Origin of the sequence: Escherichia sp. MOD1-EC6842 (assembly GCF_002965705.1) — a bacterium.
Taxonomy (GTDB): domain Bacteria; phylum Pseudomonadota; class Gammaproteobacteria; order Enterobacterales; family Enterobacteriaceae; genus Escherichia; species Escherichia ruysiae.
This window is the reverse complement of record NZ_PTRF01000003.1, coordinates 263,933-289,101: the sequence shown is the minus strand read 5'-3', so window position 1 is coordinate 289,101 and position 25,169 is coordinate 263,933. Positions and strand designations below refer to the sequence as shown.

The following is a 25,169-nucleotide window of genomic DNA, read 5'->3' as shown; positions in this document are numbered from 1 at the left end:
ACAGGCATGACGCCTGCAAAACGGGCAAAGCCTCAGCTCATGCTGCCGAGCTTTGTCCCTCTACCAGTTGGCTTAAATTCACCGGGGTATTGTTTTCAATGGCGGTGTATAAGCTGTCGTAAACGCCGGCGATTTTTTCGAGATAGTGTTCCAGCACTTGTTCGCGATTACGGATGTTGACCTTGCCATCAATCATGCCGTCACTGCTCAACTGAGCCAGTGCAATCCGCTGTTTGTCTTCGCCATCTTTCGTTTCGACGTAATACTCGATGGTATGGCTGTTAAAGCCATCCGCCAGGGTGACGTAAATGCGAAAATGTTCAAAAAGAACGAAACAGAGTTCTTTATCTGGCGCGCAGCTCATCGCGTGATGCAAACGCGCTTTTGATAACGTGATCCCCTGAACCAGCGAATTGCAATAGATATGCCACTGGTCCTGTAGGCGACGATGCCGCTGTGCGATGTAATCGGCTTTCTCGCTTATTTCCCAAATAGTCATTGTCAGGTTACCCGTTTAACAGAGATGCCTGCCCTTAAGCATTTTTTGTGCCAATTTTTAATTCATTGTTATTTAGGTGATTTTTATGATTCCGCTGAATTTCGACGCCGTGTCGACGTGTCATTTCGACATCATCGACATTATTCACCGCAGGGATAGTCAACACTGGCACAATTATTGCTTATAGCTGGCAATAGTTAATGGGAGGCGATATGCACGAAATAACCCTCTGCCAACGGGCACTGGAATTGATTGAACAACAGGCCGCAAAGCACGGTGCAAAACGCGTAACTGGGGTCTGGCTCAAAATTGGCGCATTTTCTTGTGTCGAAACCAGCTCTCTTGCCTTTTGTTTTGATCTGGTTTGCCGTGGCAGCGTGGCGGAAGGTTGTAAACTGCACCTCGAAGAACAAGAGGCCGAATGCTGGTGTGAAACATGCCAACAGTATGTGACGCTACTGACCCAGCGCGTCCGCCGCTGCCCACAGTGTCATGGCGACATGCTGCGCATTGTGGCAGACGACGGTTTACAGATTCGGCGGATAGAAATAGACCAGGAGTGAGCGATGTGTACAACATGCGGTTGCGGTGAAGGCAACCTGTATATCGAGGGTGATGAACATAACCCTCATTCCGCGTTTCGTAGCGCGCCTTTTGCCCCGGCTGCACGCCCGAAGATGAAAATAACCGGCATTAAAGCGCCTGAATTTACCCCCAGCCAGACCGAAGAGGGCGACCTGCATTACGGTCATGGCGAAGCAGGCACACACGCGCCGGGCATGAGCCAGCGCCGGATGCTGGAAGTCGAAATTGACGTGCTGGACAAAAATAATCGCCTGGCTGAACGTAACCGCGCGCGTTTTGCTGCCCGTAATCAACTGGTGCTCAACCTGGTATCCAGCCCCGGTTCCGGTAAAACCACGCTGCTGACGGAAACCTTAATGCGCCTGAAAGACAGCGTTCCGTGCGCGGTGATTGAAGGCGACCAGCAAACCGTGAACGATGCCGCACGTATTCGCGCTACCGGCACGCCAGCGATTCAGGTGAACACCGGTAAAGGTTGCCATCTTGACGCACAGATGATCGCCGACGCCGCGCCGCGTCTGCCACTGGACGATAACGGTATTCTGTTTATCGAAAACGTCGGCAACCTCGTATGCCCGGCCAGCTTCGATCTGGGTGAAAAACATAAAGTTGCGGTGCTTTCCGTTACCGAAGGCGAAGACAAACCGCTGAAATATCCGCATATGTTTGCCGCCGCCTCGCTGATGCTGCTCAACAAAGTTGACCTGCTGCCGTATCTCAATTTCGACGTTGAGAAATGCATCGCCTGCGCCCGCGAAGTCAATCCAGAAATTGAAATCATCCTCATTTCCGCCACCAGCGGCGAAGGGATGGACCAGTGGCTGAACTGGCTGGAGACACAGCGATGTGCATAGGCGTTCCCGGCCAGATTCGCACCATTGACGGCAACCAGGCGAAAGTCGACGTCTGCGGCATTCAGCGCGATGTCGATTTAACGTTAGTCGGCAGCTGCGATGAAAACGGTCAGCCGCGCGTGGGTCAGTGGGTACTGGTTCACGTTGGCTTTGCCATGAGCGTAATTAATGAAGCCGAAGCGCGCGACACCCTCGACGCATTACAAAATATGTTTGACGTTGAGCCGGATGTCGGCGCGCTGTTGTATGGCGAGGAAAAATAATGCGTTTTGTTGATGAATATCGCGCGCCGGAACAGGTGATGCAGTTAATTGAGCATCTGCGCGAACGTGCTTCACATCTCTCTTACACCGCCGAACGTCCTCTGCGAATTATGGAAGTGTGCGGCGGTCATACCCACGCCATTTTTAAATTCGGCCTTGACCAGTTGCTGCCGGAAAACGTTGAGTTTATCCACGGTCCGGGCTGCCCGGTGTGTGTACTGCCGATGGGCAGAATCGACACCTGCGTGGAGATTGCCAGCCATCCGGAAGTGATTTTCTGTACCTTTGGCGACGCCATGCGCGTACCTGGAAAACAGGGGTCACTGTTGCAGGCAAAAGCACGCGGTGCCGATGTGCGCATCGTTTACTCGCCAATGGATGCGTTGAAACTGGCGCAAGAGAACCCAACCCGCAAAGTGGTGTTCTTCGGTTTAGGGTTTGAAACCACCATGCCGACCACCGCCATCACCCTGCAACAGGCAAAAGCCCACGATGTGCAGAACTTTTACTTCTTCTGCCAGCACATTACGCTTATCCCCACGCTGCGCAGTTTGCTGGAACAACCGGACAATGGCATTGATGCGTTCCTCGCGCCAGGCCACGTCAGTATGGTTATCGGCACCGATGCCTATAATTTTATCGCCAGCGATTTTAATCGTCCGCTGGTGGTCGCTGGTTTCGAACCACTTGATCTACTACAAGGCGTGGTGATGCTGGTAGAGCAGAAAATAGCGGCCCACAGCAAAGTAGAGAATCAGTACCGTAGGGTGGTGCCTGACGCAGGTAACCTGCTGGCGCAACAGGCGATTGCCGATGTGTTCTGCGTCAACGGCGACAGCGAATGGCGCGGCTTAGGCGTGATTGAATCTTCTGGCGTGCATCTGACGCCGGATTATCAGCGATTTGACGCTGAAGCGCATTTCCGCCCGGCACCGCAGCAGGTTTGCGATGACCCACGCGCGCGCTGTGGCGAAGTATTGACGGGCAAATGTAAGCCGCATCAATGCCCGCTTTTTGGTAACACCTGTAATCCTCAAACCGCATTCGGCGCGCTGATGGTCTCCTCTGAAGGAGCGTGCGCCGCGTGGTATCAGTATCGTCAGCAGGAGAGTGAAGCGTGAATAATATCCAACTCGCCCACGGCAGCGGCGGCCAGGCGATGCAGCAATTAATCAACAGCCTGTTTATGGAAGCCTTTGCGAATCCGTGGCTGGCAGAGCAGGAAGATCAGGCGCGTCTTGACCTGGCACAACTGGTGGCGGAAGGCGACCGTCTGGCGTTCTCCACCGACAGTTACGTCATTGACCCGCTGTTCTTTCCTGGTGGCAATATTGGCAAGCTGGCGATTTGCGGCACGGCGAATGACGTGGCGGTCAGCGGCGCAATTCCACGCTATCTCTCCTGTGGATTTATCCTTGAAGAAGGATTGCCGATGGAGACGCTGAAAGCCGTGGTCACCAGCATGGCTGAAACTGCCCGTGCGGCTGGCATTGCTATTGTCACCGGCGATACCAAAGTGGTGCAGCGTGGGGCGGCAGATAAACTGTTTATCAACACCGCAGGCATGGGCGCGATCCCGGCAAATATTCACTGGGGTGCACAAACCCTGACCGCCGGCGATGTATTGCTGGTTAGCGGTACGCTCGGCGACCACGGTGCGACTATCCTTAACTTGCGCGAACAACTGGGGCTGGATGGCGAACTGGTCAGCGACTGCGCGGTGCTGACGCCGCTGATTCAGACGCTGCGAGACATTCCCGGCGTGAAGGCGCTGCGCGATGCCACCCGTGGTGGGGTGAATGCGGTGGTTCATGAGTTTGCGGCAGCCTGCGGTTGCGGCATTGAACTTTCAGAAGCTGCGTTACCGGTTAAACCTGCCGTGCGCGGCGTTTGTGAGCTGCTGGGGCTGGACGCCCTCAACTTTGCCAACGAAGGTAAGCTGGTGATTGCCGTAGAGCGTAACGCGGCTGAGCAAGTGTTGGCGGCGCTGCATTCCCATCCACTAGGACAGGATGCGGCGTTAATTGGCGAAGTGGTGGAACGTAAAGGTGTTCGTCTCGCAGGGCTTTATGGCGTGAAACGAACTCTCGATCTACCTCACGCCGAACCGCTGCCTCGTATATGCTAATAAAAATCTAAAGCTCCTATAATTTGTCATTTACCTTTTGCACCGCTTAGCGGTGCTTTCCTGGAAGAACAACATGTCGTATACACCGATGAGTGATCTCGGGCAACAAGGGTTGTTCGACATCACTCGGACACTATTGCAGCAGCCCGATCTGGCCTCGCTGTGTGAGGCTCTTTCGCAACTGGTAAAGCGTTCTGCGCTCGCCGACAACGCGGCGATTGTGTTGTGGCAAGCGCAGACTCAACGTGCGACTTATTACGCGTCGCATGACAAAGAACCCCCTATAAAATACGAAGACGAAACCGTTCTGGCACATGGGCCGGTGCGCAGCATTTTGTCACGTCCTGATACGCTGCATTGCAGCTACGAAGAATTTTGTGAAACCTGGCCACAACTGGCCACAAGCGGGCTATACCCTAAATTTGGTCACTATTGCCTGATGCCACAGGCAGCGGAAGGACATATTTTTGGCGGCTGTGAATTTATTCGTTATGACGATCGCCCGTGGAGCGAAAAAGAGTTCAATCGCCTGCAAACCTTTACGCAGATTGTTTCTGTTGTCACCGAGCAAATTCAGAGTCGCATCATCAACAATGTCGACTACGAACTGTTATGTCGGGAACGGGATAACTTCCGCATTCTGGTTGCCATCACCAATGCGGTACTCTCCCGCCTGGACATGGACGAACTGGTCAGCGAAGTGGCGAAAGAGATCCACTACTACTTCGACATTGACGATATCAGCATCGTCTTACGCAGCCACCGCAAAAACAAACTCAACGTCTACTCCACTCACTATCTCGATAAACAGCATCCCACTCACGAACAGAGTGAAGTTGATGAGGCCGGAACCCTCACCGAGCGCGTATTTAAAAGCAAAGAGATGCTGCTGATTAATCTCCACGAGCGGGATGATTTAGCCCCCTACGAACGCATGTTGTTCGATACCTGGGGCAACCAGATCCAGACGCTGTGCCTGCTGCCGTTGATGTCTGGCAATACCATGCTGGGCGTGCTGAAACTGGCACAGTGCGAAGAGAAAACATTTACCACCACCAACCTGAGTTTGCTGCGCCAGATTGCCGAACGAGTGGCAATCGCCGTCGATAATGCCCTCGCCTACCAGGAAATCCACCGTCTGAAAGAGCGGCTGGTTGATGAAAACCTAGCCCTGACTGAACAACTCAACAATGTAGATAGTGAATTTGGCGAGATTATTGGTCGCAGCGAAGCCATGTACAGCGTGCTTAAACAAGTTGAGATGGTGGCGCAAAGCGACAGTACCGTTCTGATCCTCGGTGAAACTGGCACGGGTAAAGAGCTGATTGCCCGCGCAATCCATAATCTCAGTGGGCGTAATAATCGTCGCATGGTGAAAATGAACTGCGCGGCGATGCCTGCCGGATTACTGGAAAGCGATCTGTTTGGTCATGAACGTGGTGCCTTTACCGGTGCCAGCGCCCAGCGCATCGGTCGTTTTGAACTGGCGGATAAAAGTTCGCTGTTCCTCGATGAAGTGGGTGATATGCCACTGGAGTTACAGCCGAAGTTGCTGCGCGTATTGCAGGAGCAGGAGTTTGAACGCCTCGGCAGCAACAAAATCATTCAGACAGACGTGCGTTTAATCGCCGCAACTAATCGCGATCTGAAAAAAATGGTCGCCGACCGCGAGTTCCGTAGCGATCTCTATTACCGCCTGAACGTCTTCCCGATCCACCTGCCGCCGTTACGCGAGCGCCCGGAAGATATTCCGCTGCTGGCGAAAGCCTTTACCTTCAAAATTGCCCGCCGACTGGGGCGCAATATCGACAGCATTCCTGCCGAGACACTGCGCATATTGAGCAACATGGAATGGCCGGGTAACGTGCGCGAACTGGAAAATGTTATTGAGCGTGCGGTACTGCTGACTCGCGGTAATGTTCTACAACTCTCTTTACCCGATATCTCACTGCCAGAACCCGAAACGCCGCCTGCTGCAACGGTCGTCGCTCAGGAAGGCGAAGATGAATATCAACTGATTGTTCGCGTATTAAAAGAGACGAACGGCGTAGTCGCGGGTCCGAAAGGCGCTGCGCAACGTCTGGGGTTAAAACGCACCACCCTGCTGTCACGGATGAAGCGGCTGGGAATTGATAAAGCGGCGTTGGTTTAATCGTCTGGAGTGCCGGACAGGAAGATCTATCCGGCACGCTATTCACGTGGTTTCTTCGGGCGATATTTTTCCGGCAATTCCGGCACCGGACGCTTGTCATCAATCAGATGACGCACGGTTAAGATCGGATGACGCCACAGCATTCGCGGCCCTGCCCAACGCATAATCTGCTTCATCTCCTCACGCTTTGCTGGCTGATAACAGTGAACCGGACACTGCTTACAGGCTGGTTTCTCTTCGCCGAACACACATTTATCCAGCCGCTTTTGCGCGTAAGCAAACAGCGCATCGTAATGCCCCGGCTCCGCTGACGCCTGCGGGCATTGCGCTTGATAAAGATCGATCATTCTTTTAATCGTCAGTTTTTCACGAGAGATACGCTTACCGGACATGCTGCCTCCACACTCTTAAGGTGCATTTATATTACAACTTAAATGTAAAGGGGACTATGGCTCTGAAGGAGAAGGTTTCTTCAACCAGACAATGTTGCGCCCCTTCTCCACAGCCAACAAGCAAACGCTGCAAAGCAGCATTTTTCCCGGAACCGACATCAAGAACTCACCTTTCGTGTCTTCCCCTGAAATGATTAACTCCGGTATCATGTGTGCCTTATGTGATTACAACGAAAATAAAAACCATCACACTACATTTAACATCAGGGAACCGGATCTAACTCCATGAGTGTAATAGAAAATTTCGACGCCCATACTCCGATGATGCAGCGGCATGTTAATAAATAAAATTTAATTTTATATCATGTTCCTGGATGTAATGAAGCTACAAAGAATGAGAATAATTTTTGCGTTTAGAGCCTCAACTCCCCTCAAGGAGATCATTTTTTTAAATATATAAAATACCCATGCGATAATCACGATTCATTCTATCTGATATACAGATTATTAAAGAAATATCACCAGAGAACTAAATCTTCCCCCCAGCACAACAGCAGCTAGCGGTCTGCAGATCAATGGCATGTCTAAACAATTTGTGAAAAAGGCTATATCGGATTCATACCAAAGCCAAATTTAAGAGCAACATAGCTGAACCTTGCAGCAATAGATAACATTAACTGAAGCATACTAAATGCTGTCCGGCGGTGGCGGGGCAAAATCAATGGGAATACATTAAGCACCAACAGGAAGAGGATAAACCAAGGAGACAACTCTCGATTCTATTTACGGACTATAAGTAATCCATAGCGGCAAATATTCGATTGCGATGCATCTGTAAGAGTACTGCAGATAACAGAATCTTATAGACGCATATGAAAAACCGCCGGCAGCACTGGAAATCTATTTATTTTGAGAGACTAAATGTGGAAATTTCTGAATTAAAGGCTTTTATGGCTACAGTTGATACCGGCAGTGTCACTCAAGCTGCACGATTTTTATACAGAACTCAGTCCAGTATTTCATTACGTCTGAAACAATTAGAAAGTAAGGTTGGAGTTTCACTCCTGGAACGACGGAACGACGGCGTATTCCCTACTTTACAAGGACGATTATTATATGACTATGCTCAGAAAATTTTGTCACTGATTGACGAACTTGAAGGTAAACTACATACAGATAATACTTATCGTGAAATTAAGCTAGGCAGTATTTCAAGCCTGTCGGCTGAACATTTACATGCCATTCTTGATAGGGCTAGTGATAAAAAAATAGATATTGATATAACACTAGGCAATTCTTTAGAATTAGCCGAAAGACTACAAAGCAGAGATCTGGACATTGTTATTACTGGAGCGGGCATAGTTGCAGAAAATAACTATCATGTCCATCTATTTTCTGACGATATGGTCATTATATCCTCTCGGGAAAGAAGGGATATAACACATCTATCTGAACTCAAAGATAGTGTCTTCCTGGTAAATAGTAAAAGGAGTGCATCATCCAGAAATCTTAATATCCTATTTTCTACCGCTGGATTTAAGCCTAAAAAGATTATAGAGTGTGGTTCCTATTCTGTTCTTTTTACCGGCGTGGCTAAAGACAAAGGTATTTCAATGGTCCCCAAAACTTTAGCCACATCACCTATGTATAGAGACTCTGTAAAAATTCACAACATTTCAGGAGAGTTTACACCATTTAATACCGTGTTATCTTATGCAAAAGACTCGCAACATCATTTCGTTCTATCATTGGTTAGTATTATCAAAGATTATTTCAGGGAGATAAAATACTCAAACGAGATCAAATAAAAATTTCCACAAGTGAATTAAATAATTATATGTGGCGATATTTATTACCGCCACAAAATGCAAACCCTAATTTTGGGCATTTACGAGCAACATGAATATATAACAGCTTCTTCTTCATAAGAATTATGCAGAAGAAGCTCATCTTCTATAGTTTCAATTATGATAGTGTCTCCATGACGTAACTCAACCCCAGCTTTATCGGTACTAATTGATGCCCCCAGTAATAAATAATGAACAGAATAAACAGGAGATTTTAATAAGTCACTGCCAAATAAAATATCCATTAGTTGGCTTTGGGTATGTCTCATATTTTCGAATCCGAGTACACTTTCTTTCCGCCATATATCTGAACCTTCACGTACAACCTTACAGACCACTTTTGAATGTTCTGGTATTTTATCAGTTAATATTAACTCATGCCCGATTCCTGTGCTCATCAACTTCGATAGATTAGCTAAGTTGGGATGTATTTTCCTCATTCCAACATCAGAGAAGTCATTAGCTATTGTATATCCAACCACCTTTGGCCTTCCGTTGTTTGTTATTATAATGACTAATACATATTCGACCTCAATACCTCCTGAGAAAGACTGCATAGGAAGGATTATACGTTCACCTGTAGTTCGTAACGTAGTACCATTTCCTTTAAAAAACCAATCCAGCTCTCTATTTCCAGCAGGTAACCCATTCAACGTATTATGTGTCCGACCAAAAGAACTGACAAAAACATTTCTATCATCAGCTGGCTTCATCGGGATGTTATATATGTTAGTTTTTATGTTTTCTTGTTGTATACGTTTTATATCAGGTAATTTATCCATTAAGGAAGATATAGAAATATTTTGTTCAATACTTTTACAAAGAAGATCATAACTTGATGTATTCTTTATTAAATATACACATTCCTCACTGCAATGTTTTTTTTGGAGGATAACAGACCTATTCCCATTAATAGTGCAGTCGATAAGTGATTTCATATAAATCCCCTTTTATGAAATTTTACTCTGCGGCTTCTTTCCATGGCGAGAGCAAAGGAAAACGCCTATGCATATCGCCATAATACTTATCACATGATATTGTGTTAAATTTACTTTAAGAAATATGACACTTAGTACCCCTGCCGATAATGGGATTAAATGCGTAAAAATCTCTCCCCTGGTAGCACCAATTATTGATATACCTTTACTCCAAAATAGATATGACAGCCAGGATGGAAAAATAACCAGATATGCCATACCAATAACGTTATAAAAATCAGAATCGAACTTTATTAATGCACCATTGTGAATCAAGCTAATTAAACTAAACGGTATTAACACAATAGCACCAACCACCGCACACGCAGTTACAAATACATTTCCAGAAATTTCTTTCGGTTTCTTTCTAAGGAAAGAACAATAGATCGCCCAACTAACTGCGGAAATCATAGTCCAATAGTCACCGCGATTAATTTTTTCTAAAAATTGTAGATTTGTTATATCACCTTTTGTAACTAACCAAGCAACACCTAGCGTACTAATTATAACACCAGCAACATTTGATTTTGATATGTAATCCCTAAAAAATATCCAGTTAAATGCAAGAACCAATCCTGGAGTGGATGATAAGTATATAGCGGCATTTAATGAAGTTGTGTATTGCAATCCAATATATAATGCCACTGGGAACATTACTTGCCCTAATATAGCCAATAGTATAATGGATTTTTTATTGCGAATTATTAAATTATAATTTTTCTTAATTGCTATAAAATTAAATGCAACAAGGATTATACTGGTAAGTAGCCACCTTAATTCTGATAACAGAATAGGGTCCATATTAACCACCATAATCTTACCAACAACATAATTACCGCCCCAGAATATAGCCGCTAGAGATAACATTATATAAGGCATTATTTTTATCCTTTTTTCTCTAACATAACATATGATTTTTCACCATAAAAAATTTCCCGATTAAAAACAAATTCCCCATATAAACATTCTGAAGTCAATGACTCACAAATTAATTTATATGCTTCTTGTTGCAAAATTATTTTAGCATCTGGTGCAGCCACTCGCATGATCTCATTCATTAACTTATCATTAATTTCTTTAGTAGAAAGGTGGCAAATTATAAGAGAATATCCCGTTTTTCTACGATAATGAGCACTGCCTCCAGTCAAGAAGGGTAATGAGAAGAGATTAAAATCCCCTCTAAATCGAACATTATAGCAATCATTATTCAAACACCATTGTAATACAGAAGGACAAATATTTCGTTCAGTTGAGATTATATCCAGCTTCTGTTTAGTAAAATCAGCAAGACCATTGGCATCAGGTGGATTAATAATTAAAACACCATCTTTATTATTTAGTTGTATTGTTTCATGTAACATGTGGCCTATGATATTACCTTCAACTTCATTCCGATAATAACGTAACCACTCTTCATCGACAGAAACCCAGTCATCAATCATCAATATTTCTTTGAATGATAGTTTTTTATGCTCCAGTAAATATGCTTTAAATGGCATATATTGCAAAACCTTCCCTCTGTCTCCAACAACTGAATAATCTCCTACCCATGTGTTTACAAACGTTCTCGTTGCAATAATGCTTGCTTTACCAATATAGTCTGCAGCCCATCCAACCATAGCCTCTCTACCAACCCATGCATAATCAGAGAGGGTTATAGCTGGTAGTGTTGTCATTGCAACAGTTCTGGCTCCTACAGATGGACGACCGTAGGGATCATGATTCTGCCGAAGAAGTTGGCTTCCTGGTGATAACCATACACCAATGCCAATAGTGATATCGCCGCCAGCATTAACTGATGCATTTCTACCAAAACGAACGTATTGACCTATCCTTATTTTAGGAATCTGCTCAGCCTTTAGTTCCATCTGATGGTCAGCATGTGGATGACTAAAATATGCGCCATTCTCAAAATGGGTAGTTGAAATGAGATGTTCCCCTCCATATTCTTTAACTAAAAACTGTGAACCACTGATGTCAATTGAAAAATGATCTTCTGGTAAATTATAGCGTTTTGAAAATTCTGCCAATTTTTCTTTAAAAAGCATTGCAAATTCTATTTCTTCTCGTTGAGTTGTTACCTTCTGTACTTCTTTGCGCAGATATTTCAGAACTCTAGTGTAATCGGAAATTGGTGAGGTACTGTTTTCAGAATTGATATTTTTTTCCAAGTCGCATAGGAACATTTCTGAATTGCTTATTTCGATTTCTTCTATTTCTGTGGGGGTGTTTTTACTTGTCATCAACTTACTCCGTTATCGTTAGTTGTTTCAACTTATATCCTTTTAATAAATATATTAAATGAATAGGAAGAGCGATATTAAATAATATCAATACCGATATTGACATTATCAATAGCGATTATCTTGAAAGTTCTAAAATAAAGTGTATATAGGAGTAAAATACACAGAGACTAAAACATTCATCAATAACAAATTGACTGTTTTACCTTTTCAGGCGTTTTTGGGCTTTATTTAGCATATCCAGTGTGTTGGGCTTTACCGGTTTCAATCTGCCTATAAGATGGCTTCCGTATTGCGCAAAACTTCACTGAGCGTTAGCTCAGAAGCCTCTGTTTTTCGCTTTACTGCATTCGGATTTCGTCTGATAAATTTCATAGTTTCAACAAATTTGCGAGCAGTCTCGCGCGCCCGTTCATTGCTGGCAAAATCTCAAACATTGCCAATCATAGATCTGATAACCTGTTTCGACGTCTTGCCCCCGTCGTTGATGATACAGGTCGTTTTGGGGTGACCTGATTTTGATACAAAAACCCACGGATGAATACCTGCGGTTGTCAGTGATAAGATACGGTTTTCGATCAGGATTAGGTAAGTAGACAACTCGCTCTTTCTGGTCGAGTTTTGATTTCACGTCGATAGATAACTTATTGATTATAATCGGCTGAAAAAGTGTCATTTATATAATATGTATACCAGCAAGTCAGAGTATGTGCCAACTACATACCAGTATGCTTCTGGTATACACAAATTTATCGATTTATATGGGTTTAAAGCGGTTTCACATGGGGCCACATGGGTAGCCGCAAGACTTAAAAAATGAGTAAAATCAATATGCAAGAGTCTATCGACAAGGATCTCTCAGACCATACGCCCATGATGCAGCAGTACCTCAAGCTGAAAGCCCAGCATCCTGAGATCCTGCTGTTCTACCGGATGGGTGACTTTTACGAGCTGTTTTATGACGACGCAAAACGAGCATCGCAGCTGCTGGATATTTCACTGACTAAACGCGGCGCATCTGCGGGCGAGCCGATCCCGATGGCGGGTATTCCCTACCATGCAGTGGAAAACTATCTCGCCAAACTGGTGAATCAAGGTGAGTCGGTTGCGATTTGTGAACAAATCGGCGATCCGGCTACCAGCAAAGGGCCGGTTGAGCGCAAAGTTGTCCGTATCGTCACGCCGGGCACGATCAGCGATGAAGCCCTGCTACAGGAGCGTCAGGACAATCTGCTGGCGGCTATCTGGCAGGACAGCAAAGGTTTCGGTTACGCGACGCTGGATATCAGCTCCGGCCGTTTTCGTCTGAGCGAACCGGCTGACCGCGAAACGATGGCGGCAGAGCTGCAACGCACCAATCCGGCGGAACTGTTGTATGCAGAAGATTTCGCCGAGATGTCGCTGATTGAAGGTCGTCGCGGCCTGCGTCGTCGCCCGCTGTGGGAGTTTGAAATCGACACCGCGCGCCAGCAGTTGAACCTGCAATTTGGCACCCGCGATCTGGTCGGTTTTGGCGTCGAGAACGCGCCTCGTGGGCTTTGTGCTGCCGGTTGTCTGTTACAGTATGCGAAAGATACCCAACGCACGACCCTGCCGCATATTCGCTCTATCACTATGGAACGTGAGCAGGACAGCATCATTATGGATGCTGCGACGCGTCGTAACCTGGAAATTACCCAGAATCTGGCGGGCGGCGCGGAAAATACATTGGCTTCCGTGCTCGATTGCACCGTCACGCCGATGGGTAGCCGTATGCTGAAACGCTGGCTGCATATGCCGGTGCGCGACACCCGTGTGTTGCTTGAGCGTCAGCAAACTATTGGCGCATTGCAGGATTTCACCACCGAGTTACAGCCGGTACTCCGGCAGGTCGGCGATCTGGAGCGTATTCTGGCACGCCTGGCGTTGCGTACCGCTCGCCCGCGCGACCTTGCTCGTATGCGTCATGCCTTCCAGCAACTGCCGGAACTGCGTGCACAGCTAGAAAATGTCGATAGTGCACCAGTACAGGCGCTGCGTGAAAAAATGGGCGAATTTGCCGAACTGCGCGACCTGCTGGAGCGAGCAATCATCGACACGCCACCGGTGCTGGTGCGCGACGGTGGCGTCATCGCTCCAGGCTATAACGAAGAGCTGGATGAGTGGCGTGCGCTGGCTGACGGTGCGACCGATTATCTGGAGCGTCTGGAAATCCGCGAACGTGAACGTACCGGTCTGGACACGCTGAAAGTCGGCTTTAATGCGGTGCACGGCTACTACATTCAAATCAGCCGTGGGCAAAGTCATCTGGCGCCAATTAACTATATGCGCCGCCAGACACTGAAAAACGCCGAACGTTACATTATTCCGGAGCTGAAAGAGTACGAAGACAAGGTACTGACTTCAAAAGGTAAAGCACTGACGCTGGAAAAACAGCTTTATGAAGAGTTGTTCGACCTGCTACTGCCGCATCTGGAAGCGTTACAACAGAGTGCGAGCGCGCTGGCAGAACTGGACGTGCTGGTAAATCTGGCAGAACGCGCATATACCCTGAACTACACCTGCCCGACCTTTATCGATAAACCCGGCATTCGTATTACCGAAGGTCGCCATCCGGTGGTTGAACAGGTGCTGAATGAGCCGTTTATTGCTAACCCGCTGAACCTGTCACCGCAGCGACGGATGTTGATCATCACCGGTCCGAACATGGGCGGTAAAAGTACCTATATGCGCCAGACCGCGTTGATTGCGCTGATGGCGTATATTGGCAGTTACGTACCGGCACAAAAAGTCGAGATTGGACCGATCGATCGCATCTTCACCCGTGTTGGCGCAGCGGATGATCTGGCTTCCGGACGTTCAACCTTTATGGTGGAGATGACCGAAACCGCTAATATTCTGCATAACGCCACCGAGTACAGTCTGGTATTGATGGATGAGATTGGGCGCGGAACGTCGACTTACGATGGCCTGTCGCTGGCGTGGGCATGTGCCGAAAATCTGGCGAATAAAATTAAAGCGTTGACGCTGTTTGCTACCCATTACTTCGAGCTGACTCAACTGCCGGAGAAAATGGAAGGCGTCGCCAACGTGCATCTCGATGCGCTGGAGCACGGAGACACTATCGCCTTTATGCACAGCGTACAGGACGGCGCGGCGAGTAAGAGCTACGGTCTGGCGGTTGCTGCGCTGGCAGGTGTACCGAAAGAGGTGATCAAACGTGCGCGACAGAAACTGCGTGAGCTGGAAAGCATTTCGCCGAATGCTGCCGCTACACAGGTAGATGGTACGCAAATGTCACTACTTTCTGTGCCGGAAGAAACCTCGCCAGCGGTCGAAGCACTGGAAAATCTCGATCCAGATTCTCTGACTCCGCGTCAGGCGCTGGAGTGGATTTATCGGTTGAAGAGTCTGGTGTAAAAATAATTCCCGATAGCCTTTTACTATCGGGAATATTAACGACAACTGACGAATCTAATAAAAATACCCTGTATAATAGTAGAGATTATTTTACAGGGTAAAATCATGCCATCAACACGCTATCAAAAAATTGATGCTCATCACTACCGCTATATATGGGCTGTTGGTGATATTCATGGTGACTATCAATTATTACAATCCCGTTTGCATGAATTATCTTTTTGTCACGAAACAGACTTACTTATTTCCACAGGCGATAATATTGATCGTGGGTCGGAGAGTCTTAATGTGCTACGCCTGTTAAATCAGCCCTGGTTTACCTCCGTGAAAGGTAACCATGAAGCGATGGCACTTGATGCATTCGCGACTGGTGATGGCAGTATGTGGTTAGCCAGCGGCGGTGACTGGTTCTTTGATTTAAATGATTCAGAGAAAAAAGAAGCAATAGATCTGTTACTGAGATTTCATCATCTCCCGCATATTATCGAATTGAGTAACGATTTAATAAAATATGTCATCGCACATGCAGATTATCCGGGTAATGAATATCACTTTGGCAAAGAAATCGCGGAAAGCGAATTACTCTGGTCTGTTGATCGCGTGCAGAAGTCGCTTAATGGCGAGTTACAAAAAATAAACGGTGCTGATTATTTTATATTTGGACATATGATGTTTGATAACATTCAGACATTCGCTAACCAGATTTATATTGATACCGGATCGCCGAAAAGCGGACGGTTATCGTTTTATAAAATTAAATAATTAATCCAGTCAGGATAAGGATCATCTCTGGTTCAGATCCGCTATTGCCAATATCGGTCATGAATTTCTTCATAAAGACATCGGGTTTCGCACACCAGTTTACTGTCAGAAGTCGGCGTCACCATCAACGCTATTCAGGACGGATCATACAAAAGAAAAAGGCCAGCCTCACTTGAGACTGGCCTTTCTGACAGATGCTTGCTTATTCGCGGAACAGCGCCTCGATATTCAGCCCCTGAGTCTGCAAAATCTCACGCAGACGGCGCAGGCCTTCAACCTGAATCTGGCGAACACGTTCACGAGTGAGGCCAATTTCACGACCTACATCTTCCAGTGTTGCCGCTTCGTACCCCAGCAAACCGAATCGACGTGCCAGCACTTCACGCTGTTTGGCGTTCAGCTCGAACAGCCATTTGACGATGCTCTGCTTCATATCGTCATCTTGCGTGGTGTCTTCCGGACCGTTCTCTTTTTCATCGGCCAGAATGTCCAGCAACGCTTTTTCGGAATCACCGCCCAGAGGGGTGTCTACCGAGGTAATGCGCTCGTTAAGACGAAGCATACGGCTGACGTCATCAACTGGCTTATCCAGTTGCTCTGCGATCTCTTCCGCACTCGGTTCGTGGTCCAGTTTATGGGACAACTCACGTGCGGTTCGCAGGTAAACGTTCAGCTCCTTTACGATGTGAATCGGCAAACGAATAGTACGGGTTTGGTTCATAATCGCCCGTTCGATCGTCTGGCGAATCCACCAGGTTGCGTATGTTGAGAAGCGGAAACCACGTTCCGGGTCAAACTTCTCAACCGCGCGGATAAGCCCCAGGTTGCCCTCTTCGATAAGATCCAGCAAAGCCAGACCACGATTGCCATAACGGCGGGCAATTTTTACCACCAGACGTAAGTTACTCTCAATCATCCGGCGGCGGGAGGCAACATCTCCACGCAGTGCGCGACGCGCAAAATAAACTTCTTCTTCGGCCGTTAACAGTGGTGAATAACCAATCAATCTCACCAAGGTAAAGCTGAGTCGCGTCCAACACACGCTGTGTGGCTCCCTGCGATAACAGTTCCTCTTCGGCCAAATCGTTATCACTGGGTTCCTCTTCTACTAAGGCCTTTTCGTCAAAAACCTCAACTCCGTTCTCATCAAATTCCGCATCTTCATTTAAATCATGAACTTTCAGCGTATTCTGACTCATAAGGTGGCTCCTACCCGTGATCCCTTGACGGAACGCTCAAGCAACAGCCTGGTTCCGCCGAATTATCGCTGCGGCAAATAACGCAGCGGGTTTACGGATTTCCCCTTGTAACGAATTTCAAAATGCAAGCGTGTTGAACTGGTTCCGGTGCTACCCATGGTTGCTATTTTTTGCCCCGCCTTCACTTCTTGTTGTTCCCGGACCAGCATTGTGTCGTTATGGGCGTAGGCACTCAGGTAATCATCATTATGTTTGATGATAATCAGATTACCGTAACCGCGCAGCGCATTACCGGCATAAACAACGCGGCCATCTGCGGTCGCGGTAATTGCCTGTCCTTTGCTACCTGCGATATCAATCCCCTTATTGCCCCCCTCAGAAGCGCCAAAGGTTTCAATCACTTTGCCCTCAGTTGGCCAGCGCCAGGTGGAGATAGGCGTGCTGGTTGATGTACTGCTGACAGTCGGCTCGGTTGTGCTTGCTGTTGGCACCGTTACAGGCGCTGTGACCGTGGTCGCAGTTGGCTTGTTGTTCGGCAACATTTTGTTAGCACTCTGTTCACCCGAAGACTCAGAATACGTAATTGTCGGTTGCGACGCAACAGCAACGGTGGAATTTTGTGCAGGCTTGATCACAACTCCTTGCTCTGCTGCATCCGCCTGGGTAATGGCATTTCCGCCAGTAATCGGCGTACCGGAGGCGTTGCCAACCTGCAAGGTCTGACCGACGTTCAACGCGTATGGTGCCTGAATATTATTGCGCTGAGCGAGGTCACGGAAATCGTTGCCGGTGATCCAGGCGATATAGAAAAGTGTGTCGCCTTTTTTCACGGTATAGGTACTGCCGCTATAACTGCCTTTCGGAATATTCCCGTACTGACGGTTGTAGACGATACGCCCATTTTCCATTTGCACCGGTTGCTGAGCGACAGGCTGTACCGGTTGGATTTGTGGTTGTTGCGTAGACTGAATTTGTGGCTGCTGTACCGGCTGAATTTGCGGTTGCTGCGCTGTAGATGTCGTTCCCATTTTCGGCGGTGGCGTAATCAACATACCTGAATTGGTATTTGCAGGCGCATTACCATTAACGGAACTGACCGGTGCCGGTGGATTCGATGTGTCAGAACAGCCAGCCAGCCATAGCGAAACCAGTGACAAAGCCGCAATACGGCGAACGGTGAATTTTGGGCTTCCCGCGCTCATTTATCCCCCAGGAAAAATTGATTAATAACCAGTGACATAATTACCGTGCAAGGCACCCTACTGAACACTGGAAAAGATGTTCACGATACGCTGACTTGCTGCAAAATAACCAGGAAAATTCCAGGTATTTCCTCGCAATTCAAGCCAGCTCCCCCTTCACTAAGGGGACAAAGCGCACGGCCTCTACGGTATCGATAATAAATTCGCCCCCACGACGACGCACCCGTTTCAAATACTGGTGCTCTTCCCCGACCGGCAAGACGAGAATCCCGCCTTCATCCAGTTGCGTCATTAGCGCAGTAGGAATTTCGGGCGGTGCCGCCGTTACAATGATAGCGTCAAACGGCGCACGTGCTTGCCAACCTTGCCATCCATCGCCGTGACGGGTTGAAACATTATGTAAATCAAGATTTTTCAGGCGACGACGCGCCTGCCACTGCAAGCCTTTAATCCGTTCGACCGAACATACATGCTGGACAAGATGCGCCAGGATTGCCGTTTGATATCCCGAACCAGTGCCGATTTCCAGCACCCGCGACTGCGGCGTCAGTTCAAGTAATTCGGTCATTCGCGCCACCATATATGGCTGCGAAATTGTCTGCCCCTGACCTATCGGCAACGCGATATTATCCCAGGCCTTTTGTTCAAACGCTTCATCAATGAATTTTTCACGCGGCACGGCGGCGAGTGCATTCAGCACCTGCTCATCCTGAATACCTTGCGCACGTAATTGATCCAGAAGTGCTTGTACGCGTCTGCTTACCATTGCGTGCCAACTCCCACGCTGTTTAACCAGTCTGAAACCACATCTTGCGCGCTATGCGCAGTTAAATCCACATGCAGCGGCGTGATGGAGACATAGCCCTCATCTACCGCAGCAAAATCGGTCCCCGGACCGGCATCACATTTACCGCCCGGTGGGCCAATCCAGTACAGCGTATTGCCGCGCGGATCTTGCTGCGGGATCACCTGATCTGCCGGATGTCGTGTACCGCAGCGAGTGACACGGATACCTTTAATCTGCTCCAGTGGTAAATCCGGTACGTTAATATTGAGAATACGCCCGGTACGCAGCGGCTCTTTACACAGTGCGCGCAAAATGGAACACGTTACCGCCGCAGCAGTGTCATAATGTTTATGTCCATCAAGCGAGACAGCCAGCGCCGGAAAACCTAAATGACGGCCTTCCATCGCGGCGGCTACCGTACCGGAATAGATAACATCATCCCCCAGATTGGGGCCGGCGTTAATGCCCGAAACCACAATATCCGGACGTGGACGCATTAGTGCGTTCACGCCAAGATAGACGCAGTCGGTCGGGGTTCCCATTTGCACAGCGATATCACCATTTTCAAAGGTAAACGTTCGCAGGGAGGATTCCAGCGTCAGGGAATTTGAAGCGCCGCTGCGGTTACGATCGGGGGCAACCACCTGAACATCAGCAAACTCACGCAAGGCTTTCGCCAGCGTTTGTATACCGGGTGCATGTACCCCGTCATCATTACTCAGCAATATGCGCATAATCACCTGTTGTGTTGATAAGTTCCCTGACAACGCTGGTCGCAAAACTTCCCGCCGGAAGCCAGAAACGGATTTCTACGGTGACGTCATCCCACCAGTTCCAGCTTAATTGTTGTGGATATAACAGCATCGCTCTGCGCGCGGCTTCAACTTTTTCGCGCAGCAGCAAAGCTTGTAATTCAGTTTCTTCGGCTATCGCCGCTTGTTCGAATGCCAGAGCCTCACGTTGGGTTCCCCACTCGCCGCTACCGGGCAAAGCTGCGGTAATCATCAGCTCTTTATCGTTGACGCGACGCTGTAATTCCGCCAGTTCTTCGTGAGTTGCAACAAACCAACTGCCGCGCCCGGCTAATTGTAGCGCATCGCCGTCAACAACTTGATTAACTTCTGCTTTTTTGAGGCGCTCAGCAACAATCTGATTAAACAACGCACTACGTGCTGCCGACAACCAAAAACTGCGTTTATTGCGATCGCGTACCGGAGTATTGGTTTGCGCCCAGCGCAGCGCGCCCTGCAAGTTACTACCGCCAATACCGAAACGCTGCGCGCCAAAGTAGTTCGGTACACCTTTTACGCAAATATCGATCAGACGTTGTTCAACGTCATCGCGATTGCTCACTTCGCGTAGTACCAGGGTAAAGGCGTTGCCTTTCAGTGCCCCTAAACGCAGTTTACGCTTGTGGCGCGCATACTCCAGCACCTGACAACCTTCCAGTTGAAACGCGCTCAGATCGGGCATCTCTTTGCCAGGAACGCGAGCGCATAACCACTGTTCCGTCACTGCATGTTTGTCTTTCTGCCCGGCGAAGCTGACTTCACGCGCATGAATTTTCAGGAATTTCGCCAGCGCGTCAGCCACAAAACGGGTATTGCAGCCGTTTTTAAGAATGCGCACCAGAATATGCTCACCTTCACCATCAGGCTCAAAGCCTAAATCTTCCACCACCACAAAATCTTCCGGGTTGGCTTTCAGCAGCCCGGTGCCTTGCGGTTTACCGTGGAGGTAAGTGAGATTATCAAACTCAATCATTTTGTTGCCTTAATGAGTAGCGCCACCGCTTCACAGGCAATCCCTTCCCCACGGCCGGTAAATCCGAGTTTTTCCGTAGTAGTGGCTTTCACGTTAACATCATCCATATGGCAGCCGAGATCTTCGGCAATAAACACGCGCATTTGTGGGATGTGCGGCAGCATTTTCGGTGCCTGAGCGATGATAGTGACATCGACGTTGCCGAGGGTATACCCCTTCGCCTGAATGCGTCGCCAGGCTTCACGCAGTAGCTCGCGGCTGTCTGCTCCTTTAAATGCCGGATCGGTATCCGGAAACAGTTTGCCGATATCCCCCAGCGCCGCTGCACCAAGCAATGCATCGGTCAACGCATGGAGCGCCACGTCGCCATCAGAATGCGCCAGCAGCCCTTTTTCGTAAGGGATGCGCACACCACCAATGATAATTGGGCCTTCGCCGCCAAAGGCGTGTACGTCAAATCCGTGTCCAATTCGCATTATGTATTCTCCTGATGGATGGTTCGGGTGAGGTAAAATTCGGCAAGCGCCAAATCTTCCGGGCGCGTGACTTTAATGTTATCCGCACGGCCTTCGACCAGCTGCGGATGAAAACCGCAGTATTCCAGCGCCGAGGCTTCATCGGTAATGGTAGCGCCTTCATTTAATGCACGCGTCAGGCAGTCATATAACAGCTCACGAGGGAAAAATTGCGGCGTCAACGCGTGCCATAGGCCGTTGCGATCAACAGTATGAGCAATGGCATTTTTGCCCGGTTCGGCACGTTTCATGGTATCACGCACCGGCGCAGCGAGAATGCCCCCCGTGCGGCTGGTTTCGCTCAACGCCAACAGACGCGCAAGGTCATCCTGATGCAGACAAGGGCGAGCGGCGTCATGCACCAACACCCACTGCGTGTCGCCAGCGGCTTTCAGACCTGCCAGCACGGAATTAGCACGCTCTTCACCACCGTCAACAACGGTGATCTGCGGATGATTTGCCAGAGGAAGTTGTGCAAAACGACTATCGCCAGGGCTTATAGCAATGACGACACGCGACACCCGGGGATGCGCCAGCAGCGCATGTACCGAGTGTTCAAGAATGGTTTGATTACCGATTGAGAGATATTGCTTAGGACATTCCGTTTGCATTCGGCGGCCAAATCCGGCCGCCGGAACCACGGCGCAAACATCCAAATGAGTGGTTGCCATGTTAATTCCTGGGCTGATTTATCGATTGTTTTGCCCCGCAGACTGTGCGCGTTTCGACGCGTCAGGCACCAGACGATAGAAAGTTTCGCCCGGCCTGGTCATGCTGAGTTCATTACGCGCTCGTTCTTCGAGCGCCTCCTGACCGCCATTGAGATCGTCAATTTCGGCAAAAAGCTGATCGTTTCGCGCTTTAAGTTTCGCGTTTGTAGCTTGCTGTGCCGCCACATCATTATTGACGCGGGTATAGTCATGTATACCGTTCTTACCGAACCACAGCGAATACTGTAGCCAGACCAGAATAGCCAGCAACAGCAGCGTTAGTTTACCCATCCTGCCCCCTGAAAAACGGCATCTTCATCCCATACATCCGAAGACGACTCTACATCCTCTGTTGGGGATACCGCGACAACGCGGGCAAATGTACCACATTTGTCCATTGTTACGTATACCCAGGGCGTGCGGAACATAATCTCATTATTGGTTACGGTTTGAATTATGAACAGAGTAGACGGGAAAGAACAAATTAGCCCAACAACCACATAAACAGTGCACCAAACATAATACCTACAGTCACCAGGGTAAAAACAATACTGTAGCGTAGCTTTCCGTCCATCAATGAATGCAGCGCAATACCTACCACTACCGCGACAGGCATCAGTGCCAGAAAGAAAGGCCAGGTGTAGATAAAGAAGAACAGCGTGTTAGAGCCATAAATCAACATCGGCATCGCCAGCGCAAATAACCATGAGATAAAACCGACCACGGCACCAGGCAGTGACCATGTGGTTTCTTCATCCTCAGTAAGGCTGTCGTTATTTGTTAGTGTAATGTTATGGCTATTACGCATATTTGATCCTGTTACTTTGACGAACCGGGCATGGAAACCCGGTGGTGTCTCAGGATCTGATAATATCGTTCTGTCTCAGTAGATCTAATAATTGCTGAACCAAATTTGTTACTAATTGTTCACCATTGAGATGAATTTCTGCCGATTCAGGCGCTTCGTAAACCGAATCAATTCCGGTAAAGTTGCGCAGTTCACCGGCACGCGCTTTCTTATATAAGCCTTTTGGATCGCGAGCTTCGCAAATCGCCAGCGGCGTATCGACAAACACTTCGATAAATCGCCCTTCTCCTACACGTTCACGAACCATCTGGCGTTCGGCGCGGTGTGGTGAAATAAACGCAGTCAGCACCACCAGTCCGGCTTCAACCATTAAATTCGCCACTTCACCGACGCGGCGGATATTTTCTTTACGATCGGCATCGCTAAAACCGAGATCGCTGCATAAACCGTGGCGAACGTTGTCGCCGTCCAGCAAATACGTACTGACACCAAGTTTATGTAACGCCTCCTCCAGCGCCCCGGCGACCGTTGATTTACCGGAACCGGAGAGACCGGTAAACCACAGCACAACACCACGATGACCGTGGTGTTGCTCGCGTTGTTGCACAGTGACCGGATGGCTATGCCAGACGACGTTTTCGTCATGCAGCGCCATTATTTATCTCCCAGCAAATCGCGCGCGCCCCAGTGAGGGAAATGGCGGCGCACTAACGCATTCAGTTCCAGCTCGAACGCGCTAAATTCCGACGGCGCAACGGCGGCCTCGTTTTTCGGCTCATGCACCATACCGGCACCAACAGTCACGTTGCTCAGGCGATCGATAAAAATCAGCCCACCGGTAACAGGGTTTTGCTGATAGCGATCTAACACCAACGGCTCGTCAAAGGTGAGATCAACCTGACCAATGCCATTGAGCGGTAAATTTTCAACTTCATGTTGGTTAAGGTTATTAATATCAACCTGATAGCGAATGCCATCAACACGAGCACGCGTCTTCTTACCGGCAATTTTGATGTCGTAACTCTGCCCTGGGGAAAGCGGCTGTTCCGCCATCCATACCACATCCACCGACGCGCTCTGCACTGCCGGTAATGCTTCGTCTGCCGCCAGCAGCAGATCGCCACGGCTGATGTCGATCTCATCCGTCAGCACCAGAGTGATCGCCTCTCCGGCAAAGGCTTCTTCGCGATCGCCATCAAAAGTGACGATCCGCGCAATGTTTGACTCCACTCCCGAAGGCAACACTTTGACTCGTTGCCCGACTTCCACACGACCGGATGCCAGCGTTCCGGCGTAGCCACGAAAATCAAGATTCGGGCGGTTAACGTACTGCACCGGGAAGCGCATTGGCTGGGCATCCACCACTCGCTGGATCTCTACGGTTTCGAGCATTTCGAGCAATGTCGAACCGCTGTACCACGGCATCCTTTCACTTTGCGAAGCCACGTTATCGCCTTCCAGCGCGGAGAGTGGCACAAAGCGGATATCCAGATTGCCCGGTAATTGTTCCGCAAAAGTCAGGTAGTCTTCACGAATGCGGGTGAACGTCTCTTCGCTGTAATCCACCAGATCCATTTTGTTGATCGCCACGACCAGATGTTTGATCCCCAACAGCGTGGAGATAAAACTGTGGCGACGGGTTTGATCGAGCACGCCTTTTCGGGCGTCGATCAGCAAGATCGCCAGCTCACATGTCGATGCGCCGGTCGCCATATTGCGGGTGTACTGCTCGTGCCCTGGGGTGTCGGCGATAATAAATTTACGCTTCTCGGTGGAGAAATAGCGATATGCCACATCGATAGTGATGCCCTGTTCGCGCTCGGCTTGCAGACCATCCACCAGCAATGCCAGATCCAGTTTTTCGCCCTGAGTGCCGTGACGTTTACTGTCGTTATGCAGCGATGAGAGCTGATCTTCGTAGATTTGGCGGGTATCGTGCAGCAAACGACCAATCAGGGTACTTTTGCCGTCATCAACGCTGCCACAGGTCAGAAAACGCAGCAGGCTTTTATGTTGTTGCGCGATCATCCAGGCTTCGACGCCGCCTTCATTGGCGATTTGTTGTGCAAGTGCGGTGTTCATC

24 protein-coding genes and 2 pseudogenes are annotated in these 25,169 nt (G+C 48.6%); 9 read left to right on the top strand and 17 right to left on the bottom strand.

What is annotated here, in order from left to right:
- Positions 1 to 37: 37 nt before the first annotated feature.
- Positions 38 to 499, bottom strand: coding sequence for a formate hydrogenlyase regulator HycA (hycA, locus tag A7Z29_RS05660; protein ID WP_000158052.1), 462 nt, complete (start codon positions 497 to 499; stop codon positions 38 to 40).
- A 212-nt stretch (positions 500 to 711) separates the two neighbouring features.
- On the opposite strand from hycA, the gene hypA reads away from it, so the two are divergent.
- From hypA to flhA, 6 genes are all read left to right on the top strand, one after another.
- The gene (hypA, locus tag A7Z29_RS05655) at positions 712 to 1,062 is read left to right on the top strand and encodes a hydrogenase maturation nickel metallochaperone HypA (RefSeq protein ID WP_001516945.1); all 351 of its coding nucleotides are present in this window, start codon (positions 712 to 714) and stop codon (positions 1,060 to 1,062) included.
- A gap of 3 nt (positions 1,063 to 1,065) precedes the next feature.
- Complete coding sequence (gene hypB, locus A7Z29_RS05650) at positions 1,066 to 1,938, top strand: hydrogenase nickel incorporation protein HypB (RefSeq protein ID WP_000337678.1); 873 nt, start codon at positions 1,066 to 1,068, stop codon at positions 1,936 to 1,938.
- Complete coding sequence (gene hypC, locus A7Z29_RS05645) at positions 1,929 to 2,201, top strand: hydrogenase 3 maturation protein HypC (protein WP_000334881.1); 273 nt, start codon at positions 1,929 to 1,931, stop codon at positions 2,199 to 2,201. Before hypB ends, hypC begins: the two co-directional genes overlap by 10 nt.
- Positions 2,201 to 3,322, top strand: a complete 1,122-nt coding sequence (gene hypD, locus A7Z29_RS05640) for a hydrogenase formation protein HypD (RefSeq protein WP_105289916.1) — start codon at positions 2,201 to 2,203, stop codon at positions 3,320 to 3,322. Before hypC ends, hypD begins: the two co-directional genes overlap by 1 nt.
- Positions 3,319 to 4,329: a hydrogenase maturation carbamoyl dehydratase HypE gene (gene hypE, locus A7Z29_RS05635; RefSeq protein WP_001059917.1), complete on the top strand. Its 1,011-nt coding sequence runs from the start codon at positions 3,319 to 3,321 to the stop codon at positions 4,327 to 4,329. Before hypD ends, hypE begins: the two co-directional genes overlap by 4 nt.
- A 73-nt stretch (positions 4,330 to 4,402) precedes the next feature.
- On the top strand, positions 4,403 to 6,481 hold the full coding sequence (gene flhA / locus A7Z29_RS05630; protein ID WP_105289915.1) for a formate hydrogenlyase transcriptional activator FlhA: 2,079 nt from the start codon (positions 4,403 to 4,405) through the stop codon (positions 6,479 to 6,481).
- A gap of 38 nt (positions 6,482 to 6,519) precedes the next feature.
- Here flhA and A7Z29_RS05625 read toward each other — a convergent pair whose 3' ends face one another.
- Positions 6,520 to 6,873 (bottom strand): nitrous oxide-stimulated promoter family protein, encoded by a 354-nt coding sequence (locus A7Z29_RS05625; protein ID WP_000015504.1) that lies wholly within the window; start codon positions 6,871 to 6,873, stop codon positions 6,520 to 6,522.
- 923 nt (positions 6,874 to 7,796) lie between these two features.
- Between A7Z29_RS05625 and A7Z29_RS05620 the strand changes: the two genes are divergently transcribed.
- The gene (locus A7Z29_RS05620; RefSeq protein WP_198599416.1) at positions 7,797 to 8,681 is read left to right on the top strand and encodes a LysR family transcriptional regulator; all 885 of its coding nucleotides are present in this window, start codon (positions 7,797 to 7,799) and stop codon (positions 8,679 to 8,681) included.
- Positions 8,682 to 8,761: 80 nt separating this feature from the next.
- Here the strand turns inward: A7Z29_RS05620 and A7Z29_RS05615 are convergent, their stop codons facing one another.
- The 4 genes and pseudogenes from A7Z29_RS05615 to A7Z29_RS24030 all read right to left on the bottom strand — a co-directional run.
- Complete coding sequence (locus A7Z29_RS05615) at positions 8,762 to 9,658, bottom strand: hypothetical protein (RefSeq protein WP_105289913.1); 897 nt, start codon at positions 9,656 to 9,658, stop codon at positions 8,762 to 8,764.
- Positions 9,659 to 9,670: 12 nt separating this feature from the next.
- Positions 9,671 to 10,576, bottom strand: coding sequence for a DMT family transporter (locus A7Z29_RS05610; RefSeq protein ID WP_105289912.1), 906 nt, complete (start codon positions 10,574 to 10,576; stop codon positions 9,671 to 9,673).
- A 5-nt stretch (positions 10,577 to 10,581) separates the two neighbouring features.
- The gene (locus A7Z29_RS05605) at positions 10,582 to 11,940 is read right to left on the bottom strand and encodes an acyltransferase (protein WP_105289911.1); all 1,359 of its coding nucleotides are present in this window, start codon (positions 11,938 to 11,940) and stop codon (positions 10,582 to 10,584) included.
- A 211-nt stretch (positions 11,941 to 12,151) separates the two neighbouring features.
- Positions 12,152 to 12,616, bottom strand: a pseudogene (locus tag A7Z29_RS24030) (integrase); the annotation flags it as partial.
- 155 nt (positions 12,617 to 12,771) lie between these two features.
- Here A7Z29_RS24030 and mutS point away from each other — a divergent pair.
- Positions 12,772 to 15,339, top strand: coding sequence for a DNA mismatch repair protein MutS (gene mutS / locus A7Z29_RS05600; protein ID WP_105289928.1), 2,568 nt, complete (start codon positions 12,772 to 12,774; stop codon positions 15,337 to 15,339).
- A gap of 105 nt (positions 15,340 to 15,444) precedes the next feature.
- Positions 15,445 to 16,101, top strand: coding sequence for a protein-serine/threonine phosphatase (pphB, locus tag A7Z29_RS05595; RefSeq protein WP_105289910.1), 657 nt, complete (start codon positions 15,445 to 15,447; stop codon positions 16,099 to 16,101).
- 202 nt (positions 16,102 to 16,303) lie between these two features.
- Here pphB and rpoS read toward each other — a convergent pair.
- From rpoS to cysN, 11 genes and pseudogenes are all read right to left on the bottom strand, one after another.
- Positions 16,304 to 17,300, bottom strand: a pseudogene (gene rpoS, locus A7Z29_RS05590) (RNA polymerase sigma factor RpoS).
- Positions 17,301 to 17,362: 62 nt separating this feature from the next.
- Positions 17,363 to 18,457 carry a murein hydrolase activator NlpD gene (gene nlpD, locus A7Z29_RS05585; RefSeq protein ID WP_333642520.1) on the bottom strand — a complete coding sequence of 365 codons (1,095 nt, stop codon included), beginning with the start codon at positions 18,455 to 18,457 and terminating at the stop codon, positions 17,363 to 17,365.
- A gap of 184 nt (positions 18,458 to 18,641) precedes the next feature.
- Entirely contained in the window at positions 18,642 to 19,268 is a 627-nt protein-coding gene (gene pcm / locus A7Z29_RS05580) for a protein-L-isoaspartate O-methyltransferase (protein ID WP_000254703.1), read from the bottom strand.
- Entirely contained in the window at positions 19,262 to 20,023 is a 762-nt protein-coding gene (surE, locus tag A7Z29_RS05575) for a 5'/3'-nucleotidase SurE (RefSeq protein WP_032226071.1), read from the bottom strand. Before surE ends, pcm begins: the two co-directional genes overlap by 7 nt.
- Positions 20,004 to 21,053 (bottom strand): tRNA pseudouridine(13) synthase TruD, encoded by a 1,050-nt coding sequence (gene truD / locus A7Z29_RS05570; RefSeq protein WP_085461082.1) that lies wholly within the window; start codon positions 21,051 to 21,053, stop codon positions 20,004 to 20,006. Before truD ends, surE begins: the two co-directional genes overlap by 20 nt.
- Positions 21,050 to 21,529: a 2-C-methyl-D-erythritol 2,4-cyclodiphosphate synthase gene (gene ispF, locus A7Z29_RS05565; protein WP_001219242.1), complete on the bottom strand. Its 480-nt coding sequence runs from the start codon at positions 21,527 to 21,529 to the stop codon at positions 21,050 to 21,052. Before ispF ends, truD begins: the two co-directional genes overlap by 4 nt.
- Positions 21,529 to 22,239 (bottom strand): 2-C-methyl-D-erythritol 4-phosphate cytidylyltransferase, encoded by a 711-nt coding sequence (ispD, locus tag A7Z29_RS05560; RefSeq protein ID WP_000246152.1) that lies wholly within the window; start codon positions 22,237 to 22,239, stop codon positions 21,529 to 21,531. The genes ispF and ispD overlap by 1 nt, the downstream gene beginning before the upstream one ends.
- Before the next feature lie 18 nt (positions 22,240 to 22,257).
- Positions 22,258 to 22,569, bottom strand: a complete 312-nt coding sequence (gene ftsB / locus A7Z29_RS05555) for a cell division protein FtsB (protein WP_000517479.1) — start codon at positions 22,567 to 22,569, stop codon at positions 22,258 to 22,260.
- A gap of 193 nt (positions 22,570 to 22,762) precedes the next feature.
- Positions 22,763 to 23,086: a DUF3561 family protein gene (locus tag A7Z29_RS05550; RefSeq protein ID WP_001246104.1), complete on the bottom strand. Its 324-nt coding sequence runs from the start codon at positions 23,084 to 23,086 to the stop codon at positions 22,763 to 22,765.
- Positions 23,087 to 23,135: 49 nt separating this feature from the next.
- Entirely contained in the window at positions 23,136 to 23,741 is a 606-nt protein-coding gene (gene cysC / locus A7Z29_RS05545) for an adenylyl-sulfate kinase (protein ID WP_001173681.1), read from the bottom strand.
- Entirely contained in the window at positions 23,741 to 25,168 is a 1,428-nt protein-coding gene (cysN, locus tag A7Z29_RS05540) for a sulfate adenylyltransferase subunit CysN (protein ID WP_105289909.1), read from the bottom strand. The genes cysC and cysN overlap by 1 nt, the downstream gene beginning before the upstream one ends.
- Position 25,169: the final 1 nt, after the last annotated feature.

Bases quoted from the DNA above. Each gene is read 5' to 3' on its own strand.
- hycA (WP_000158052.1), bottom strand. From the start codon at position 499: ATGACTATTTGGGAAATAAGCGAGAAAGCCGATTACATCGCACAGCGG.
- hypA (WP_001516945.1), top strand. From the start codon at position 712: ATGCACGAAATAACCCTCTGCCAACGGGCACTGGAATTGATTGAACAA.
- hypB (WP_000337678.1), top strand. From the start codon at position 1,066: ATGTGTACAACATGCGGTTGCGGTGAAGGCAACCTGTATATCGAGGGT.
- hypC (WP_000334881.1), top strand. From the start codon at position 1,929: ATGTGCATAGGCGTTCCCGGCCAGATTCGCACCATTGACGGCAACCAG.
- hypD (WP_105289916.1), top strand. From the start codon at position 2,201: ATGCGTTTTGTTGATGAATATCGCGCGCCGGAACAGGTGATGCAGTTA.
- flhA (WP_105289915.1), top strand. From the start codon at position 4,403: ATGTCGTATACACCGATGAGTGATCTCGGGCAACAAGGGTTGTTCGAC.
- A7Z29_RS05625 (WP_000015504.1), bottom strand. From the start codon at position 6,873: ATGTCCGGTAAGCGTATCTCTCGTGAAAAACTGACGATTAAAAGAATG.
- A7Z29_RS05615 (WP_105289913.1), bottom strand. From the start codon at position 9,658: ATGAAATCACTTATCGACTGCACTATTAATGGGAATAGGTCTGTTATC.
- A7Z29_RS05610 (WP_105289912.1), bottom strand. From the start codon at position 10,576: ATGCCTTATATAATGTTATCTCTAGCGGCTATATTCTGGGGCGGTAAT.
- A7Z29_RS05605 (WP_105289911.1), bottom strand. From the start codon at position 11,940: ATGACAAGTAAAAACACCCCCACAGAAATAGAAGAAATCGAAATAAGC.
- mutS (WP_105289928.1), top strand. From the start codon at position 12,772: ATGCAAGAGTCTATCGACAAGGATCTCTCAGACCATACGCCCATGATG.
- pphB (WP_105289910.1), top strand. From the start codon at position 15,445: ATGCCATCAACACGCTATCAAAAAATTGATGCTCATCACTACCGCTAT.
- pcm (WP_000254703.1), bottom strand. From the start codon at position 19,268: ATGGTAAGCAGACGCGTACAAGCACTTCTGGATCAATTACGTGCGCAA.
- surE (WP_032226071.1), bottom strand. From the start codon at position 20,023: ATGCGCATATTGCTGAGTAATGATGACGGGGTACATGCACCCGGTATA.
- truD (WP_085461082.1), bottom strand. From the start codon at position 21,053: ATGATTGAGTTTGATAATCTCACTTACCTCCACGGTAAACCGCAAGGC.
- ispF (WP_001219242.1), bottom strand. From the start codon at position 21,529: ATGCGAATTGGACACGGATTTGACGTACACGCCTTTGGCGGCGAAGGC.
- ispD (WP_000246152.1), bottom strand. From the start codon at position 22,239: ATGGCAACCACTCATTTGGATGTTTGCGCCGTGGTTCCGGCGGCCGGA.
- ftsB (WP_000517479.1), bottom strand. From the start codon at position 22,569: ATGGGTAAACTAACGCTGCTGTTGCTGGCTATTCTGGTCTGGCTACAG.
- A7Z29_RS05550 (WP_001246104.1), bottom strand. From the start codon at position 23,086: ATGCGTAATAGCCATAACATTACACTAACAAATAACGACAGCCTTACT.
- cysC (WP_001173681.1), bottom strand. From the start codon at position 23,741: ATGGCGCTGCATGACGAAAACGTCGTCTGGCATAGCCATCCGGTCACT.
- cysN (WP_105289909.1), bottom strand. From the start codon at position 25,168: ATGAACACCGCACTTGCACAACAAATCGCCAATGAAGGCGGCGTCGAA.